General features: G+C 60.4%; 10 protein-coding genes, 1 tRNA gene and 1 riboswitch. Of the genes, 2 read left to right on the forward strand and 9 right to left on the reverse strand.

Features of this window, described 5'->3' with window-relative positions:
• Positions 1-102 precede the first annotated feature (102 nt).
• From HDF09_RS04245 to HDF09_RS04270, 6 genes are all read right to left on the reverse strand, one after another.
• Entirely contained in the window at positions 103-1113 is a 1011-nt protein-coding gene (locus HDF09_RS04245) for a family 43 glycosylhydrolase (RefSeq protein WP_183761887.1), read from the reverse strand.
• A gap of 259 nt (positions 1114-1372) precedes the next feature.
• Positions 1373-2509, reverse strand: coding sequence for a 4-hydroxyphenylpyruvate dioxygenase (gene hppD / locus HDF09_RS04250; RefSeq protein WP_183761890.1), 1137 nt, complete (start codon positions 2507-2509; stop codon positions 1373-1375).
• 406 nt (positions 2510-2915) lie between these two features.
• Positions 2916-4217 carry a fumarylacetoacetase gene (gene fahA / locus HDF09_RS04255; protein ID WP_183761893.1) on the reverse strand — a complete coding sequence of 434 codons (1302 nt, stop codon included), beginning with the start codon at positions 4215-4217 and terminating at the stop codon, positions 2916-2918.
• A gap of 223 nt (positions 4218-4440) precedes the next feature.
• On the reverse strand, positions 4441-7698 hold the full coding sequence (locus tag HDF09_RS04260; protein ID WP_183761896.1) for an efflux RND transporter permease subunit: 3258 nt from the start codon (positions 7696-7698) through the stop codon (positions 4441-4443).
• Between the two features lie 94 nt (positions 7699-7792).
• On the reverse strand, positions 7793-8884 hold the full coding sequence (locus HDF09_RS04265; protein WP_311718634.1) for an efflux RND transporter periplasmic adaptor subunit: 1092 nt from the start codon (positions 8882-8884) through the stop codon (positions 7793-7795).
• A 219-nt stretch (positions 8885-9103) separates the two neighbouring features.
• Positions 9104-9871: a queuosine precursor transporter gene (locus HDF09_RS04270; protein ID WP_183761899.1), complete on the reverse strand. Its 768-nt coding sequence runs from the start codon at positions 9869-9871 to the stop codon at positions 9104-9106.
• Between the two features lie 110 nt (positions 9872-9981).
• Here HDF09_RS04270 and HDF09_RS04275 point away from each other — a divergent pair.
• Positions 9982-10059 (forward strand) — tRNA-Glu (locus tag HDF09_RS04275).
• 198 nt (positions 10060-10257) lie between these two features.
• On the opposite strand, the gene HDF09_RS04280 is transcribed toward HDF09_RS04275, so the two are convergent.
• The 3 genes from HDF09_RS04280 to HDF09_RS21245 form a co-directional block, all read right to left on the reverse strand.
• The gene (locus HDF09_RS04280) at positions 10258-13716 is read right to left on the reverse strand and encodes a TonB-dependent receptor (protein WP_311718637.1); all 3459 of its coding nucleotides are present in this window, start codon (positions 13714-13716) and stop codon (positions 10258-10260) included.
• Between the two features lie 114 nt (positions 13717-13830).
• Positions 13831-14025, reverse strand: a riboswitch (cobalamin riboswitch).
• A gap of 57 nt (positions 14026-14082) precedes the next feature.
• The gene (locus HDF09_RS04285) at positions 14083-14253 is read right to left on the reverse strand and encodes a hypothetical protein (protein WP_183761905.1); all 171 of its coding nucleotides are present in this window, start codon (positions 14251-14253) and stop codon (positions 14083-14085) included.
• Positions 14175-14456, reverse strand: coding sequence for an SRPBCC family protein (locus tag HDF09_RS21245; protein ID WP_183763334.1), 282 nt, complete (start codon positions 14454-14456; stop codon positions 14175-14177). The genes HDF09_RS04285 and HDF09_RS21245 overlap by 79 nt, the downstream gene beginning before the upstream one ends.
• 516 nt (positions 14457-14972) lie before the next feature.
• Between HDF09_RS21245 and HDF09_RS04295 the strand changes: the two genes are divergently transcribed.
• The gene (locus tag HDF09_RS04295) at positions 14973-17939 is read left to right on the forward strand and encodes an immunoglobulin domain-containing protein (RefSeq protein WP_183761908.1); all 2967 of its coding nucleotides are present in this window, start codon (positions 14973-14975) and stop codon (positions 17937-17939) included.
• Positions 17940-17972: the final 33 nt, after the last annotated feature.

A 17972-nucleotide genomic window follows, 5' to 3' on the forward strand; every position in this document is an offset into this window, starting at 1 on the left:
TTGTCCTGCCGGACGGGCCCACTGCGCGTGGAGCGCCCACTTCGTGACTTGTATACCGCTTCGCTTGGCGCTCCCGCGAGGATGATGATTCCGACCAACGGTCTAATACTTTGTTTCGCCGGTTTGGATGTCGATCGACCATGGTCTGGGCTCGGGGAGCACGAGTTGACCTTCGCCGATCCGGAGGGGCATCCAGAGATAGCGCGAGTCCCATAGATCGTCTGGCTTCCACTGGTCGGCCATGAAGACGACTGCAGTTGTTTTGGTGCCGGGGATCGTCAGGAGTGTGGAGGATTGCGAGTGGAAGGTTTTGGCTGCCGGGGGGGCGATGTCTTTGAACTGGGTCCAAGGGCCTTCGAGGCTGGTGGCTGTGGCGTAGACGTTGGGGTTGGGGCTCCATCCGCTCATATGGGAGCCAATGACGTAGTAGAGGCCTTGGTAGTGAACCAGGGCGCCGCCTTCGAGGCGGGCGGGAACGAAGCTCATCTGCTTTTCGACGTCGAGATAGTCGGGAGAGAGCCGTGCGATCAGGAAGCCTCTGGTGGGACGGCTCTCGAAGATGAGGTAGGCTGTGCCGTCGTCATCAATGAACTGGCCGATGTCACGGCTTTCAAGGCCGAGGGGGCGAAAGCTTTTGAGGTAGCGATAGTCTCCGTCGACTGTGTCGCTGATGGCGATGGCTACGCGGGCGACTTTGTAGGTGCCGTCGTCGATGTGGGCGTAGAGGACGTACTTCTTTGTCGTGGCGTTGTAGAAGACCTTGGGACGTTCGATGAGCCAGCCTGCACCGAAGTTTTCAGGATCGGAGAGTTTGAGAACCTGATTGCGGAAGGTCCAGTGCACGAGATCCTTCGACGCGTAACAGCTCACGTATCGCTTATTCGGATCGAGCCCTTGGGAGCGGTCTTCTCCAAACCAGAAGAAGGTGTCGCCGACCTTGAGGATGCCGCCGCCGTGAGCCTGAATCTGCTGGCCGCGATTGTCGAACCAGACGCCTCCGGGGGTGATGGCGCCGGAGGCGTTTCCTCCGCGCAGGAAGATAAGACAGGCGATAGCACAAAAGGCAGCGAGACGCGGCAATGCTGAATGTGATTTGCCTGCCAGCAGAGCCATCAAGTCTACCTTTCGTTCGACTGCCCGCGATCAAGTTGGCGTGAGGCGCGCCCTGGTTAGAGATTCTGTCCTGCCGGACGGGCCCACTACGCTTGCCACCCCACGAACGAAGACCTGTTCGCGGGGACCCCGATTCGAGCGCCCACTTCGTGGGGTGTATACCGCTTCGCTTGACGCTCCCGTTGGTCGCGATGGAGAAGATGATTCCGACCGCGGGAAGCGTATACGCGTTACGAAGTGATCCTACAGCTCTTGTTCTCTAAAGATTACCGCGCAGTTCCTGTTCTCTTTCTATGGCCTCGAAGAGGGCTTTGAAGTTGCCCTTGCCGAAGCTGCGGCTGCCCTTGCGCTGGATGATCTCGTAGAAGACGGTGGGGCGGTCTTCTACTGGTTTGGTGAAGATCTGGAGCATGTAGCCTTCGTTGTCGCGATCGACGAGGATGCCTAGTTTTTCGAGTTCGTCGATGGGCTCATCGATCTTGCCGATGCGGGTTTGCAGCTCGGTGTAGTAGGAGTGGGGGACGGTGAGGAAGTCGACGCCCTGCTGCTTCATGGCGGCTACGGTGGCGAGGATGTCGCTGGTGGCGAGGGCCATGTGCTGGACGCCGGGGCCCTGGTAGAAGTCGAGGTACTCCTCGATCTGGGACTTGCGGCGGCCTTCGGCTGGCTCGTTGATGGGGAACTTGACGTAGCCGTTGCCGTTGGCCATGACCTTGGACATGAGAGCGGAGTATTCGGTGGAGATGTCGTTGTCGTCGAAGTGCTGGTAGAGGCCGAAGCCCATGACGTCGCGGTAGAAGTCGACCCACTGGTTCATGGAGTTCCAGCCGACGTTGCCGACGATGTGGTCGATGTGGAGGAGGCCGACGGGGCGGGCGATGTGGTCGTGCTTGACGGCGTGGTAGCCGGGGAGGAAGGGGCCGGCGTAGTGGGTCCGGTCGACGAAGGTGTGGATGGTGTCACCGTAGGCGGCGATGCTGGAGGTGGTGACGCTGCCGTTGGCGTCGCTTGCGTCGGTGGGGGGCTGGATGCTGCGGGCGCCGCGGCTGGTGGTCTCGAGCCAGGACTGGCGGGCGTCGTCGACCCAGAGGGCGATGGAGTGGACGCCGTCGCCGTGCTTGTCGACGTGGCGGGCGATGTCGGAGTCGGTGCGGAGGGCGGTGGTGAGGACGAAGCGGACTTTACCCTGCTGGAGGACGTAGCTGGCGCGGTCGCGCTGACCGGTCTCGGGGCCGGAGTAGGCGACCAGCGACATGCCGAAGGCTGCACGGTAGAAGTAGGCGGCCTGGCGGGCGTTGCCGACGTAGAACTCGACGTGGTCGGTGCCTTTGAGGGGGAGGAAGTCGGGGGTGGATTCTGATGTTGTCTGGGGCTTTGTTGGGGCGTGTGTTGCCATGAGCGTATCTCCGGTTCGGCGAGCGTGGCGGCCCGCGGTGCAGGATGAGGATAGTTCAAGCGGGAGGGGGTTGGCTAGGCGGGTAGGTGGTGGGCGATGGCTAATTAGAATTTGGCAATGAATCGGAAGGAGTTGCCTTTAGGACTCGGGCAATCCTCACAACATCCTTAAAGCAAAGAATGCCAATCAAAATGACCACAACGACACCGAACAGCTCGCCGAGTGCCAGCGCGACGTGATCCCTGTCCTTCCATATTCCAGGAAGCAACAGCAGATCAACCAGACATATAGTTCCGAAAATGGCTTCGACAGTCAGACGTACGGCTAGAAGGAATCGCTTCACGCGCATGATTTTCTCAAGCCACTAACGAAGCGGCAAGGAAAAGTGGAGAGTGAGTAATGCTTGTCAGACACGGGCGGGGAGGATGGTGGCGCGGCACTCGCCAAGGCCGATGCGGGGGTGGCCGGGGGATTTGCAAGAGCCGCGGAGGATGATCTCGTCGCCGTCCTCGAGGAAGGTGCGGGTTTCGCCGGTGGGGAGGAGGAGGGGTTGGGCTCCGTTGTGGGTGAGCTCGAGGAGGCAGCCGGCGGAGGCCTGGGCGGGGCCGGAGATGGTGCCGGTGGCGAGGATGTCGCCGACCTGGAGGTTGCAGCCGTTGCTGGTGTGGTGGGCGATGAGCTGCGCTGGGGTCCAGTAGAGGTCTTGCGGGTTGGATTCGCTGAGGAGGAACGGCTGGAGTTTATTGGCTTTCATTCTTTTCGTCAGGATGAATACTTCAAGTAATACATTCACGCTTCCGCTCTTTTGATCGGCGGTTGAGTGAAGATAAGGGAGGGGCTTTGGGTCGGTGGCGGGACGGGGGGCGGCGGGGACTCGGAAGGGTTCGAGCGCGGGTATGGGGGTGACCCAGGGGGAGATGCTAGTGGCAAAGTTTTTTGCAACGAAGGGGCCGAGGGGTTGGTACTCCCAGGACTGGATGTCGCGGGCGGACCAGTCGTTGAGGAGGCTGATGCCGAAGATGTGGTCGGCGGCGCTGGAGATGGGGATGGGGACGCCCTGGGTGTTGGGCTGGCCGATGTAAAGTGCCAGTTCCAGTTCGTAGTCCAGCTTGCTGGTGGGAAGGAAGTTAGGTTGGACTTCTTCGGCGGACGGGCGGGTTTGGCCGATGGGCCGGACGATGGGTTCGCCGCTTACGAGGAAGGAGGAAGCTCGGCCGTGATAGCCGATGGGGATGTGCTTGTAGTTGGGGAGGAGAGGCTGGTCGGGGCGAAAGAGCTGGCCGGCTCGGGTGGCGTGGTGGATGGAGGCGTAGAAGTCGGTGTAGTTGGGGATGTGGACTGGTTTTTGGAAGGTCGATCCGGCGATGGAGTGGAGGGCGGCTTCGGCTTTTTCCTTGTGCTCAGGCTTTGCGTCGGCGTGGAGGAGGGTGGTGAGGGTTTTGCGGAGGAGAGCCCAGGATCGAGGGCCCTGGGACATGAGCAGGTTGAGGGTTGGGGACTGGCAGGCCTCGGTGAGGGTGGGGGGGAGCAGGCCGGAGGAGGCGCAGGCGTGGAGGTCGAGGAGGTGGGAGCCGATGGCTACGCAGAGGTGTTGCTGGCCTTCGCGGGTGAAGGCGGCGTAGGGGAGATGGGTGAGGGGGAAGTCGGTGGTGGCGTGGTTGGCGTCGGGGAGCCAGCTCTTGTGGGCTGCGATGCTTTGTTTTGCCATGGAGCACATGATAGCTCGTGTCCTGCCGGACGGGCACCCTACGCGGGCAGCGCCCACTTCGTGGGGGGTATACCGCTTCGCTTGGTGCTCCCGTTGGTCGCAGAATGAAGTTCGTGCTGACCAACGGGAGGACCGTGAGTGTTATGTGCTGCCTCGACCGGTATACGCGTCACGAAGTGACCGCCCCACGCGCAGTGGGCCCGTCCGGCAGGACGAGAGTCTCTTAGTGGCTGGGCAGTTCCCTGCTTGGGGCTACGGTTTTCTTGCCTGAGAACTTGCCGAGGATGGTCTTCAAGATGACATAGAGGACCGGGATGAAGAAGAGGTTGAGGATGGTGGAGAGCACCATGCCTCCGACGATGGCTGTGCCGACCGAGTGACGGCCGTAGGCTCCGGCGCCCGTGGCGAAGTAGAGAGGACCTACGCCCAGGATGAAGGCGATGGAGGTCATCAGGATGGGACGGAGGCGGAGTTCGGCAGCTTCGATGGCGGCTTCGGTGATGGTGCGGCCCTGCGCGAGGAGCTGCTCGGCGAACTCGACTATGAGGATCGAGTTTTTTGCGGAGAGACCGATGAGCATGACGAGGCCGATCTGGACGTAGACGTCATCGACCAGGCCGCGGAGGGAGACGAGGGAGAGCGCGCCGAGGATGGCCATGGGGACGGCGAGGAGGATGATGAACGGCAGCGCGAAGGACTCGTACTGGGCCGAGAGGGTGAGGTAGACGACGAGCAGGCCGAGGCCGAAGATGATGATGGCCTTGCCTTCGGACTCAACTTCTTCGAGGGCGAGGCCGGTCCAGGAGTAGGTCATGCCCTGGAGTTTGTTCTTCTCGAAGAGCTTGACCATGGTGGCATTGCCCTGACCTGAGCTGAGGCCGGGGGCGGGTGAGCCGTCGATCTCGGCGGAGCGGAAGAGGTTGTAGTGGTTGATGACCTGGGGGCCGGAGATCTGCTGGACGGTGGCGAGGTTGTCGAGCGGGATGAGCTGGCCGGTGTTGGAGCGGACGTAGTACTGGCGGAGATCGCCCGCGTTGCGGCGGAACTGCTGGTCGGCTTGGACGTAGACGCGGTAGGAGCGGTTGTTGAAGTTGAAGTCGTTGATGTAGCTGGAGCCCATGAAGGTGCCGAGGGCGGCGGTGATCTGCGTAAAGGGCACGCCGATGGTCTCGGCCTTCTGGCGGTCGATGGTGACCTGAAGCTGCGGGTCGTTGGAGGTGAACTGCGTGTTCATGGCGATGAGGCCGGAGCCTGGGGTGTTGCCTTGGGCGACGAGGGTGTGGGCGACGCGGGCGATGTCGTCGAAGGTGTTGCGGCCTGCGTCCTGCAGGATGAACTGGAAGCCTCCGACGGTGCCGAGGCCGGCGATGGCGGGGGGTTCTGCGGCGAAGGCGACACCGCCGGGAACGCCGAAGAGCTTGGGTCCGACGTCGCGGACGATGTTTCTTGCGGTGAACTTGTCGCCCATTTTTGTGCGGTCATTGATGGGCTTGAGTGGCGCGAAGATGAGGCCGGAGTTTGGTGAGCTGCCGCCGGCGAGGGAGAAGCCCATAACGGAGAAGGTGCCGAAGACGCCGTCGTTCTTGCGAACTACATCGGAGACGCGGTCGGCAAACTCGGTGGTGTAGCTGAGCGAGGCTCCGGGAGGCGTCTGCACGATGATGAGGAAGTAGGACTGGTCTTCCTGCGGGATGAAGGCGGTGGGGACGTAGTTGTACATGAACGCCGTGGCCGCGAGGGCTCCGACGAAGAACAAGAGCATGACGTAGCGGATGCGGACGACGAAGGTGACGACCTTCGCGTAGGTGCGGATGACCCACTGGATGATGGCTTCGATGGGGTTGAGGAGAAGCCCCATGATGCCGGTCTTCTTCTGTTCGGGACGCAGGAGAATGGCAGCCAGCGCAGGCGAGAGAGTGAGGGCGTTGAAGGCCGAGATGGCGATGGAGAAGGCGATGGTAAGCGAGAACTGTTTGTAGAGAATGCCGGTGGTTCCGGGGAAGAAGCTGACCGGGATGAAGACCGAGATGAGGACGAGCGAGGTCGCGATGACGGCGCTGGTGACCTCGGCCATGGCGATGCTGGTGGCCTTGTGGGGATCGGAGGAGGTCTGAGCCATTCCGGAGCCGTGCTTCTCTTCGGCGAGGGTGTCGGGGGCGTAGGGGTCGGGTTCGCTGAGCTCGTGCCGCTCTGGGATGACGGCGTGGCCGGAGAGGTGGCGCTGCACGTTTTCGATGACGACGATGGCGTCGTCGACGACTAGACCTGTGGCGAGGGTGATGCCGAAGAGGGTGAGCGAGTTGATGCTGAAGCCGAAGATCTTGATGAAGGCGAAGGTGCCGATGAGCGAGACGGGGATGGTGACGGCGGGGATGATGGTGGCGCGCCAGTCCTGCAGGAAGAGGAAAATGACGATGACGACGATGATGATGGCTTCGCCGATGGTGGTGACGACTTCGTGGACGGACTCGCCGATGACGAGGGTGGTGTCGACGGCGATGATGCCCTTCATGCCGGGGGGGAAGTTTTTCTGGAGCTCTTCGAGGACGGCGCGGCACTTCTTGTCTACGTCGAGGGCGTTGGCGTTGGAGAGCTGCTGGACACCGACGCCGATGGCGTCTCCGCCGGAGTATTTGAGAGCGGTGCTGTAGGTTTCAGCGCCTAGCTCCGCTCGGCCGATGTCTTTGAAGAGGACGACGCCGCCTGCAGTGGGATTGTTTTTGATGACGATGTTGTCAAACTGCTTGGGATCGTCGAAGCGGCCTAAGACTCGGACTGCCATCTGAAACTGCTGTTTAGGATCAGCCGGAGGTTGGCCGAGCTGGCCGGCGGGGACTTCTACGTTCTGCTGGGCAAGGGCATTGGTGACGTCGAGTGCGGTGAGGCCGCGGGCGGCGAGGCGGGTCGGGTCGATCCAGAGACGCATGGCGTACTTGCGCTCGCCGAAGATGAGGACCGCGCCGACGCCGGGGACGCGCTTGAGGGCATCGCTGACGTAGACGTCGAGGTAGTTGGAGATGAAGGCCTGAGAGAGGGAGTGATCGGGCGAGATGAAGCCGGCGGCGAAGATGAAGTTCGAGCTTGCCTTAGTGATGCTGATACCGGTGTTGTTGACTGTGGCGGGTAGACGGCCTTGAACGGTTGCGACGCGATTCTGCACGTCGACGGCTGCGATGTCGAGGTTGTACCCGGTCTGGAAGGTGATGATGATGGACGAGGTGCCGTCATTGGAGCTGGTGGAGCTCATGTACCGCATGCCTTCGACACCGTTGATGGCCTGCTCGAGGATGATGGTGACGGCGGATTCGACGTCCTTGGAGTTGGCGCCGATGTAGTTGCTGCTGACGACGACCTGGGGGGGCGCGAGATCCGGATAGAGCGAGATCGGAAGGCTCGGGATGCAGACCGCGCCCGCGAGCACGATGAGAAGCGCACAGACCGTGGCGAAGATCGGACGACGAATAAAAAAGTCTACGAACAAGGCTGACCTCTAACCGGAACGGCTGGCCCCGGGGTGGAGCGTGAAACTGTGCGGAGCCCAGACGGACTCCGCAGGATGGGAAGAATCCCGTTGCTTAACCGAGAGGCTTGACCGGCGCACCTTCCTGCAGAAACTGCAGGCCGGAGGTGATGACTTTTTCTCCCGTCTTGAGACCACCAAGAATGGGATAGGTGTTACCGAGGGTTTCGCCAACCGTAACCGGGACTTGATGGGCGATGTATCCGTCCCCTTTCGGGGTTGCGACGTAAACGAAGGTCTGGCCGCCGATGAGACTGACGGCGAGGACCGGGACTGTGGGGGCAGGCGCGCTGCTCCAGGTGATGCGGGCCTTGACCAGCTGCTGGTTGCGAAGGATGTCCGCAGTGCGTGGGACGCTTGCCTTGGCGAGGATGCTTTGCAGGCCGTTGTCGACCTGTGGCGAGATGAAGTCGACGACGGTTTTGACCAGGACGTTGCCGGCGCTGTCGAGGATCTCTACCGGAAGGCCTTTGCGAATGCTGCTGGCGCGTTCGGTGGGAATGTAGATGTACGCTTCGAGGTCGGCGATCTCATCTACGGTGGTGAGCAGCGTGGTTTGGGAGACGTAGTCGCCGAGGTGAACGGGGATGTCGCCGACGACACCGTTGAAGGGGGCGCGGATGTCGTAGTAGGCGAGCTGCTGCTTCTGGGTGTCGGTGAGGGCCTGGTTGGACTCGTAGTCGGCCTTGGAGTTTTCATAGGCCTGATTGGCCTGGTCGTAGGTGTCGCGCGAGACGACTCCCGCCTCGAAGAGCTTGCGCTGGCGCTCGACTTCGATCTTGTTGTAGTCGTAGAGGGCCTTCTTCTGCGCCTGAGTTCCCTGCTGGGACTGGACGCTGGCCATCTGCTTGAGGGGATCGATGCGCATGAGCACCTGACCGGCTTTGACGGTCTGGCCGGACTTGACGAAGATCTTGACCAGGTTGCCGTCGACCTGCGGCTGCATGGTGGAGGAGCGGCGGCTCTTGATGGTGGAGACGTAGGTGTCGGAGGTGGGCACAGACGACAACGATACCGGCGCAACCTTTACGGGCATGGCCTGCGGAGGCGGCTGAGGGGGCGGGGCAGACTTGCAACCTGCGACCAGGCATGCGGCCGCAACGACAAGCACCGGGAGGACGCGGGGGGTACTCAAAATCAGGGGCACAGAACTTCTCCTTCACAAGCGACGACTTCGAAGACAAGCCACCAGACGAGTTGCAATAAGCGGTGGGCAGGAAGAATTACGACGCAAGATTCTGCGGATCAACATCTTACTGGCTACGACTCAGGATTTCCATTTTAGATGACTACGTCCCCGTGAAGGGTTCGGAATATGCATCGAAAAGAGTTTCTAATGCGTCCTAATCCGTTCCAGGAGAGCGTGTCAGGCGTCCAAACTGCTCTTTTGCGCAAAGGAAAAGGGGTTGAAGCTTTGATGACGATCGAACGCATCGGCGTGTTCGGCTCGTTTGAGCCAGTTTATGACAAGATACGTGATCGGGGTAGCGAGGACCTCGTATCCGACCTTGAGGGCGTAGCCGGTAACCATAATGTTGAGGAGGATGCGGACGGGATAGATTCCGCCGAAGGTGAGGGTGATGACGAGGACTGTGTCGACGGCCTGGCCGACGATGGTGGAGCCGATGGTGCGGGTCCAGAGTTTGCGTCCGTTGGTGAAGAGCTTGAGGCGCGCCATGGTGTAGGAGTTGGCGAACTCGCCGGCCCAGAAGGCGATGAGGCTGGCGGCCAGGATGCGCGGGATGAAGCCGAAGACCGTTGAGAAGGCCTGCTGGTTGCGCCATCCGGGGGCGGAGGGCAGCGCGATGACGATGGCTCCGATGAGATAGAGGAGGGCGGTGCCGAAGAAGCCCAGCCAGATGGCCCGGCGGGAGGCGGCAAAGCCGTAGACCTCGGTGAAGACGTCTCCAAAGATGTAGGTGATGGGGAAGAGGAGAACGGCTCCGCTGACCGCGAAGGGGCCGATGGACCAGCTGCCGATCGCGACTGGCCCGAGGAGGCAGACCTTTTGCGCGATGAGGTTCGAGACGAGCAGGATGACGACGAAGGCGGTGGTGAGGGCGTCAAGATATTTGAAGCTGCGGGGAGTCGATGGCGTGGCACTCGGTTGGATCGTTTGGAGTTGCGTGGGCATCGTTACCAGTATGCCGTGTGGGAGCGAGGCGCGCCAGTTTTTGACAGAGCATGGCCTGCTTGTTAGCGTTAGAGGTGGTGAGGGTGCTGGGTACGCCCTCTGCCTGGTGCGTCCCCGTCGTCTAGCCCGGCCCAGGACACCGCCCTTTCACGGCGATAACATGGGTTCGAATCCCATCGGGGACACCAATCAACACAAGGATTTTGAGCGAAAAGCACTCGTGCTTTTGCAACCTGTCGAGTTACGTGTCGAATAAGCGCGTCGTGAGGCGTCGTCATTAGCTTGTAAGGCCGTGTCGATGCGAGCGTAGAGATATACCCCCCCAATTCCAGGAATCTATGCAGTGGACAAACGCAGGGAGCAGGTTTCTGCGCTCGCGCTTATTTTTAGAACGAGAACTTGGCGGCTAGCTGGACGAGACACGGGGCTGCGGCACTGACGATCTTGCCGAAGTTCTGCGTGTCTTCTACTTGTCCATCGACGGAGGCGGGGCCGTAGAACTGGGTGTGGTTGAAGGTGTTGAAGGATTCGAGGCGGAACTCCAGGGACTTTGACTCGGCGAAGCGGAGATTCTTCTGGAGGGCCATGTCGAAGTTGTTGATGCCGGGGCCGTAGAAGATGCGGCGCCTGGCGTCTCCGAGTTGGCCGAGGTTTTCTTCCGGGAAGAGAGCGGTGTTAAAGGCTGGGCGGCCGTTGCGTCCGTTGGTGTTGATCTTGAGCGCGCCCGGGAGGTACTGCGGGGTGTCGAGGAGATAGTTGTTGGCTCCGTTGCCTAGAGTGCCGAGGAGAGAGTTGTCGGAGTTGTCGAATAAGGTGACGGGGAAGCCGGTAGCGAAGCGAATGGTGCCGGAGAGGCTCCACTCTTCGGTGAGGCGATTGCTCTTGTGGAGGAGAGAGGCGATGGGAAGGGCCCAGGTGTAACTGCCGACGAAGTTGTGCTTGAGGTCCCAGGCGGAGATGGTGCGGCTTTGGCGTGGGTCGATTGGGTTGAGTTGTTCGCCGAGGCTTGAGCCCTGGTCGATGGATTTGGCGTAGGTGTAGCTGAGGAGGAACTGCGAGCCGTGATGCTGGTAGCGGAGGGTGGTTTCGAGGGCGTTGTAGTTGGAGCTGGCTGCGGATTTGTCGGCTGTGTTTTCGCCATAGTTGGGGCCCTGACATACGCGAGTTCCCTGCACTGTTTGACCGGCACTGTTGGTGTAGGTGGAGTCTTCGCCGAAGGGGCCGCAGCCGTTGAGGCTGAGACAGAGCGCGGGGTTGCCGGGGTTGGCGGAGACGAGGGTGAGGATGCGGTGGCCTTGATTGCCGACGTAGCTGACGGTGAGTAGCGTGTGGCCCGTGATCTGACGCTGGAGGGAGAGCATGTAGCTGCTGGTGTAGGGAGCGCGGTTGCGGTAGTAGAAGAAGGGGTCTGCCGCGATGGGTGTGAAGTTGACCCAGTTGACCGAGGTGTCGGGGTTGGTGCGGGAGACTGAGTGCGAGGGGAACGGGAAGGGAAAACGTTGGCCGTTGTTGACGCCGGTGGCGGCGGTGATGAAGGGCGTTGCGAGTAATGGTGGAGCGGGGCTGAGGTAGTTGAAGCCGAAGGGCGGGACGGAGTACATGATTCCTGCGGAGAGGCCGGGGAAGGCGGTGTAGAAGAGGCCGTAGCTGGCGTGGATGCTGGACTGGCCGCTGGCTCCGAAGATCTTGCTCCAAAAGCCGTCGCTGAACTTTGGGGAGTAGGCGAAGCCAATGCGCGGGGCGAAGTTTTTGTAGCCTGTGGGAGCGATGGTTTTGGGAACGCCTGGATCGCCGGCGACGACGAAGCCTTCGGGGGCTCCGGGATAGAGGGTTGATTGTTCTCCGGGGATGTAGGTCTGGAGTTGATTGTATTTTTCGGACCAGGGTGCGATGAGGTCCCAACGGAGGCCGGCGTTGATGGTGAGGTCTCGGCGGGCGCGCCAGCTGTCTTGCACGTAGAGGCCGAGGTAGTGATTGCGCAGATAGAAGGGCTGGCCGGAGGATTGGGTGAAGTTGCTTGGCGTACCGAGGAGGAAGTCGGCGTAGGGGTCTCCGGTCTCGGTGCCGTTGATGTTGAAGGTGCCGTTGAAGGTGGCGTTGGGATGCTCGTTGACCTGGTCAATGTGGAACTGGACGCCGAGCTTGAGGGTGTGTGCGCCGATGGATCGCGAGACGCCATCGCTCAGGTAGAAGGTGTTGTTGACCTGGGTGATGTTCGTGATGGGGACACCCATGACGAAGGTGGGGAAGGTGATGTTTTCGACGCCTTCGAACTGCGGAGCCTGGACGACGATGCCTGGAGTATTCGCGCCGGTGGTGAAGCCCTGAGATGCGAGGCTGACGCCGAGGCCTCCCTTCGGCTGGCCGACGATGTTGGCGTTGCGCAGATAGCCTGCGTGAAATTCGTTGACGGTGTTCGTGCCGATGGCTTTTGTATCTCCTACGGAGAAGAGTTGCGCTCTGCCGATGAAGAGGGCGTCGAAGCCGGGGATGCTTGCTCCAGCGACGGAGCCAGGGTAGGGGTTGTCGAGGTTGTAGTCGTCGAGGAAGTAGTAGGCGGAGAGCTGACCGATGCGGGTGTTGGCGTCGATGCGTGCGGAGCCTTTGTCGTCGCGGACGGTTTGCGAGAAGGCAGAGGTGGAGAACTGGTTCTGGCCTACGTTCGGGGAGGGGATGTAGGGGAGGAGATTTCTTGCAGGAGCGGACCATGCGCTTTCGGGGATGTTTCCATCGGGAAAGACGCTAGTGTAGGGTTCGCCGGCGGTGATGGTGCGGCCTAGCTGCTGGCTGAGCAGGGATGCGAGGTAGGGGCCGCTGACGGATCCGGCGAGGTCGTTGAAGGTGCCGGTGCGTTGGGCGAGTGAGGGGACGGAGATGTTTCCGGTGGAGACGCCTTGGGTGGTTCGGGTTCCCTGGTAGTCGGCGAAGAAGAAGATCTGGTCGCGCTTGATGGGGCCGCCGATGGTGCCGCCGAACTGATTTTGGTTGTAGGCGGCGCGGGTTTGATCGAAGTAGCCCCTGGCGTCGAGGTTGGTGTTGCGGAAGAACTCGAAGGCTTTGCCGTGAAGGTGGTTGGCTCCGGATTTGCTGACTACGGTGATGATGCCGCCGTTGTAGTTGCCATATTCGGGATCGAAGTTGGCGGTGAGGACGCGGAACTCTTCGATGGAATCCAGATTTGGGATGACGGCGGTGCCGCCGTTCATGGGCTCCTCGACGTCGATTCCGTTGACCAGGAAGCCGTTGGAGGATTCGCGCTGGCCGTTGATGGAGAGGTTGCCGGGGTTTGCGTCGCCGGAGGGGTCGATGCCACCGGTGACGCCGGCCATGATGACAGAGCTTGGCAGGAGGGTGGAGACGGGGGCGACGCCGGGCTGGATGGCGAGCAGGTCGGTGTAGCTGCGGCCGTTGAGGGGGATGGTGGTCATCTGTTCGCTGGAGACGACTTCGCCGAGGTGGGTTGCGGTGGTGTCAACCTGAACGCCGACCTCGCTGGTGACGGTGACGACGTCGGAGCGTGTGCCGATTTCGAGGGAGGCGTTGACGCGGAGGGCGGAGTCGGCGTCTACGGACAGGTTGGCTTTTCGCTGTGTGTTGAAGCCTGCGGCGGCGATGTCGAGGTCGTAGTGGCCTACGGGTAGATTTGGGAAGGTGTAGAAGCCCTGCTTGTCGGAGACTGCGTTGTAGGTCGTCTGCTGGGCGGTGTTGACCAGCTTGAGGGCTGCTCCTATGACTACGGCGCCGCTCTGGTCGGTGATGGCGCCGGAGATGCTGCCGCCGGTTGCTGCGTGAAGAAGCGATGCGATGAGTAAGAGGAATGCGAGTGCCAGTTTCGCTAGAAGCACTCTGGCTGCGGGAGAGATTGACTTCAATAAGAGCACGTTCGCCTCGAGAAAGGCGTGGTAATCAGGCTAGGCTCAGGATGAGTGAGCGATCGCCCCCGTTTCCACGCGGGGTAGAATCACGACTTCTCCTGGGTAGGTCTCCTGACTTACAGGCGAAGCTGCTGTTGAGCGGCTCCTGACTCTTCGCCTTCCCCGATGGACTGAGTGGCTCGTGAAGAGTCTTTTCCTGATTACAGTGGCGGGACCATGCCGGACTTACACCGGCTTCCCTTTTATGCCCTCGCGGGCACCCAGAATGTTTCTCTTACAAACTAGCATAAAAGGAAAAATTTGCGGTATCCAAACATAGAAACTACTTGTCGGCGGCTATGGGGTGTCGGGAGATTGTTTATCTTCGCGGGTGAGAGACTTTCCCTCGGAGAGCTTCTTCATGTTGCGCAGCATCTTGCTGAAGAGTTTTAGGTATCGATCCTCCTGACTTTGTCGTGCAGCGTCGTCCGGCTCCGTGGAGTTGTCCCAGACGAGCGTGTAGTACAAGGTGGTTTTGCCGTCTTCCGTTTTGCCGTCTTCGATGGATCGCGCCTCGAGCGCACGCTGCCTGGAGCACCACTACCTTGCAGGTATCGGCAATCCTCCCACTCGGGGGAGTTCATCCACTCCGTGATGTTGCAAAAACCGCCGACCCTTGCCCAGACGCGATCGACAGGCGCGTCGACAACGACGGATCGAGTGGCGGTGATGTAGTGGGGATTCGCAACCGCGAGCGCAGCCTGAGGCTCCTACGAGGATGATTGTGACGGTACGGTAAACATTATGCCTGTAAAAATTGCAGCGCTGAGGAAGCTGATGAAACTCCCTTTGAGGGGAACCTGGTCAGTCATCTAAGCCCTCCTTCTGGTTACAAATCCTGAGACGGCAGCACGTATATTGCAATTGTGAGCCCAATCAAATTGCTCTGACTTCCTGGTAAGAGGATTTTAGGTGCGCTGAACGAGCGTCTCTGCTCTTTCTTGATTCCGGCTGTTGATTGATTTCGCCAATGATTACGCTGTAGCAACTTCATGGCCGGGTCGTGGGTGGGAGTAGCACGGAAGGTGTAGAGAACTTGCGCGGGTTTGCGGGTATCTTTGCTGGAGATTCACCTTTTGCTGATCGTTGGGCCTGGAACGCTTGTTTCTTTTTCTGCATGCATCGAGCTGTCTGCGAGGGTGATGGGCCCGCGCTGACAAAAATTTGCGATCCGCCCAGGAGCCCCGATGGTTAACGTAGCCGCATTCCTTAATTCGCTTGTCGCCTCGCCACTGTTCCAGTCGCGCCTTACTGTTTTGGCGGACGATCGACGATCAGGCAGCTGGATCAGGCGCCGGTCGGGAGGCATACGGCTTCTGACTGCGACGCTTGCACTGCTGGTGATGACTGCTTGCGGTGGAGGATGGAATGGCTACTATGGTCAAGCTCCGACCATTACGAAACAGCCGGTAAGCGTGACCGTGAATGTGGGACAGACCGCGACGTTCAGCGTTACCGCGACGGGAACCGGGCCCCTTACGTATCAGTGGTTCGACAACGGAACGGCGATCCCCGGAGCGACTTCGAGCACCTACACGACGCCGGCGGCTGCGAGCACCGATAGTGGTTCAGTGTTTACCGTGACGGTTACAAATGCAGCGGGCAGCGTGACTAGTACACCGGCCACTCTGACGGTGGCTGTCGGTTCAACGACCGTGCCGCCGAACGCTCCGCTTGTGATCAGCCAGCCGGCAAACCAGACCGTACAGGTGGGCCAGACCGCGACCTTCAGCGTTACGGCTTCTGGGACCGCTCCGCTTACCTACCAGTGGTCCAAGAACGGGACTTTGATCCCCGGCGCGACTTCGAGCAGCTACACCACGCCTGCGACGGTGATCGGCGATAACAACTCGCTGTTTACGGTGACTGTAACCAATGCGGCTGGGGCAGCCACGAGTAATCCGGCTACTCTGACGGTCATACCTTTGGCTGCCAGTCTGGCTTGTGGCTCGTCCACTCCGCCGTACAACTCCTCTGCGACTCTGACTCCTACCTTCTCGGGCGGCGCGGCAGTCCTCGGATCGACTGGCGTGGGGAGTAGCGATATCACGTCGTCGGCAGTCAGCGGCAGCTCCTATTCGACTCCGCTGCTGACCTCGGCTAAGACGTACACGCTGTCGGTCACGGGCACGGGAGGTGCGGTTGTTTCGGCCACGTGCACGGTTACACCGACGAGTGTGACGATCTCGCCGATCTCACCAGCGAATGCGACGATTGCTCCCGGGACTCAGACCTTTACCGCGACTGCCTCCGGGGGCGCTACGAATGGCTTGATATGGACGGCCAGCGCAGGAAGCTTTGCCGGTAATGTATGGACCTCTCCAAACACAGTCGGGACCTACACGATTACAGCTACCAGTGTCGATGAGCCTTCTGTTTCGACGACCACGAGCGTAACCGTTAGTGTGCCGGTGATCACGACGCAACCCTCCGGCGTGAATCTCTGCAACAATGCCTCGACCACTCTTTCTGTCGTCGCGATGTATGCAACGACGTATCAGTGGTTCTTCAACGGGTCGCCGATTGCCGGGGCTACCAGCTCGAGCTACTTTATCCCCAGCGCAGTGGCGATGGATGTCGGCAGCTATTCGGTCACGGTTACAAATGCCGCGGGCAGTGTCACCTCGAATGTCATCAAGGTGGTGGTCGGAACTACGATTACCTCGAATCCGGTGAGCCTGACGATCGTCGCGGGGCAGACGGCCTCGGGGGGGCAGACCGCCACGTTCTCGGTTGCGGCTGAGGGAGACGCTCCGTTCAGCTACCAGTGGTACGTGATTGCTCCAGGCAGCTCGACAGGAGTTGCGATCGCCGGAGCTACCTCTAGCACGTATACGACGCCCGTAGCAGCGAACACGAATCCTAGCGGCACGAAGTACTACGCCACGGTCACAGACAGCTGCGGAAGCGTGCTTACAAGCGCTTCGGCGACGTTGACCATCGTCTCCGGCAATGACCCGCCCACGATCATTACGCAACCTGTAAGCCAGACGGTGGCGATTGGCAGCACGCCCACGTTCACTGTGGTTGCGGCTGGATCGCCTACGCTCACGTATCAGTGGTACCAGATACCTGCGGGCAGCGTGAACGGTATTGCGGTCTCGGGCGCAACCTCCGCCTCGTACACTCTGCCGACGACTGCGACCAACATCAGCAATGATCAGGACGGCTACTATGTCATCGTCAGTAACGCCTATGGGACGGCGCTGTCTCAGACTGCCACGCTGTCGGTTGGGACTGGGATCCAGATTACGAAGCAGCCGGTAAATGATTACGTCAACGTGGGAGATCCGGGTACCTTCTCAGTGACGGCTACTTCGACGCTTCCTTTGACCTACCAGTGGTTTGAGGCAGCACCGGGCAGCGCTACTTTCTCTGCGATTCCGGGAGCAACGAGTGCGACCTATACGCAGCCTTCGACGGTTGCTTCCGACTCCGGTTCGGTCTTCTATGTGGTGGTGAGCAACGGAAGTTCTCCCGCGGTTACGAGCAACTCGGCTTCCCTGTTCGTCGGAACTCTAACTGGTATCGGCAATCTGTGCTCTGGTTGGAAGTTGATTGGCAATGCCCTTCCGCCTACGCCAGACTGTTCGATTCAACTGGTCGCTGCGACTACGGGTCAACGCGGGGAGATCGTCTGGCCGAACCTCATCTCCACCGGCAACATTCAACTTAGTTTCACGATAACCACTAGTGACTCAAGCAGTCCGCCGGCGGATGGCTTTGCGATGGTGTTGGGCGATCCATCGCTGGGAGCGACAACCAACAGTATTGGAACGACTGGAGGGGGATTAGGTGCGGAGGGAATTCCGGGGATCGTGCTTGCCTTCGACGATTACCACGATCCGGGCGATCCACCTGTTCCCTACATCGGTATAGGGAGGGGAGAGACTGCTCTGTGGGAGAATCCTTACTTCAACCTTAATAGGAATATCGCGCCGCTCGCGGCCGCTGGTGTCACGGTATCGCATAGCTATGTGGTCTCGCTTGTGCAGGGCATGATGACGGTGACGATGGATGGGGTTCAGGTTTTCTCAGGCAGCGTAACGGCTCCTCCTGTGGCCTACCTTTACTTCACCGCTTCTACCGGTGCTCTCGACGAGCAAACGGTCATCAGCAACCTCTCAGCCACGATTACTGCACCGTCCAACTGACGGCGGACGAGGAGAAACCAGAGATGCGATCGC

Source organism: Edaphobacter lichenicola, assembly GCF_014201315.1.
In the GTDB taxonomy this organism is placed as follows: Bacteria; Acidobacteriota; Terriglobia; order Terriglobales; family Acidobacteriaceae; genus Edaphobacter; species Edaphobacter lichenicola_B.

Excerpts from the sequence above, each read along its gene's own strand:
- HDF09_RS04245 (WP_183761887.1), bottom strand. The coding sequence starts at position 1,113 with ATGGCTCTGCTGGCAGGCAAATCACATTCAGCATTGCCGCGTCTCGCT.
- hppD (WP_183761890.1), bottom strand. The coding sequence starts at position 2,509 with ATGGCAACACACGCCCCAACAAAGCCCCAGACAACATCAGAATCCACC.
- HDF09_RS04295 (WP_183761908.1), top strand. The coding sequence starts at position 14,973 with ATGGTTAACGTAGCCGCATTCCTTAATTCGCTTGTCGCCTCGCCACTG.
- HDF09_RS04270 (WP_183761899.1), bottom strand. The coding sequence starts at position 9,871 with ATGCCCACGCAACTCCAAACGATCCAACCGAGTGCCACGCCATCGACT.
- fahA (WP_183761893.1), bottom strand. The coding sequence starts at position 4,217 with ATGGCAAAACAAAGCATCGCAGCCCACAAGAGCTGGCTCCCCGACGCC.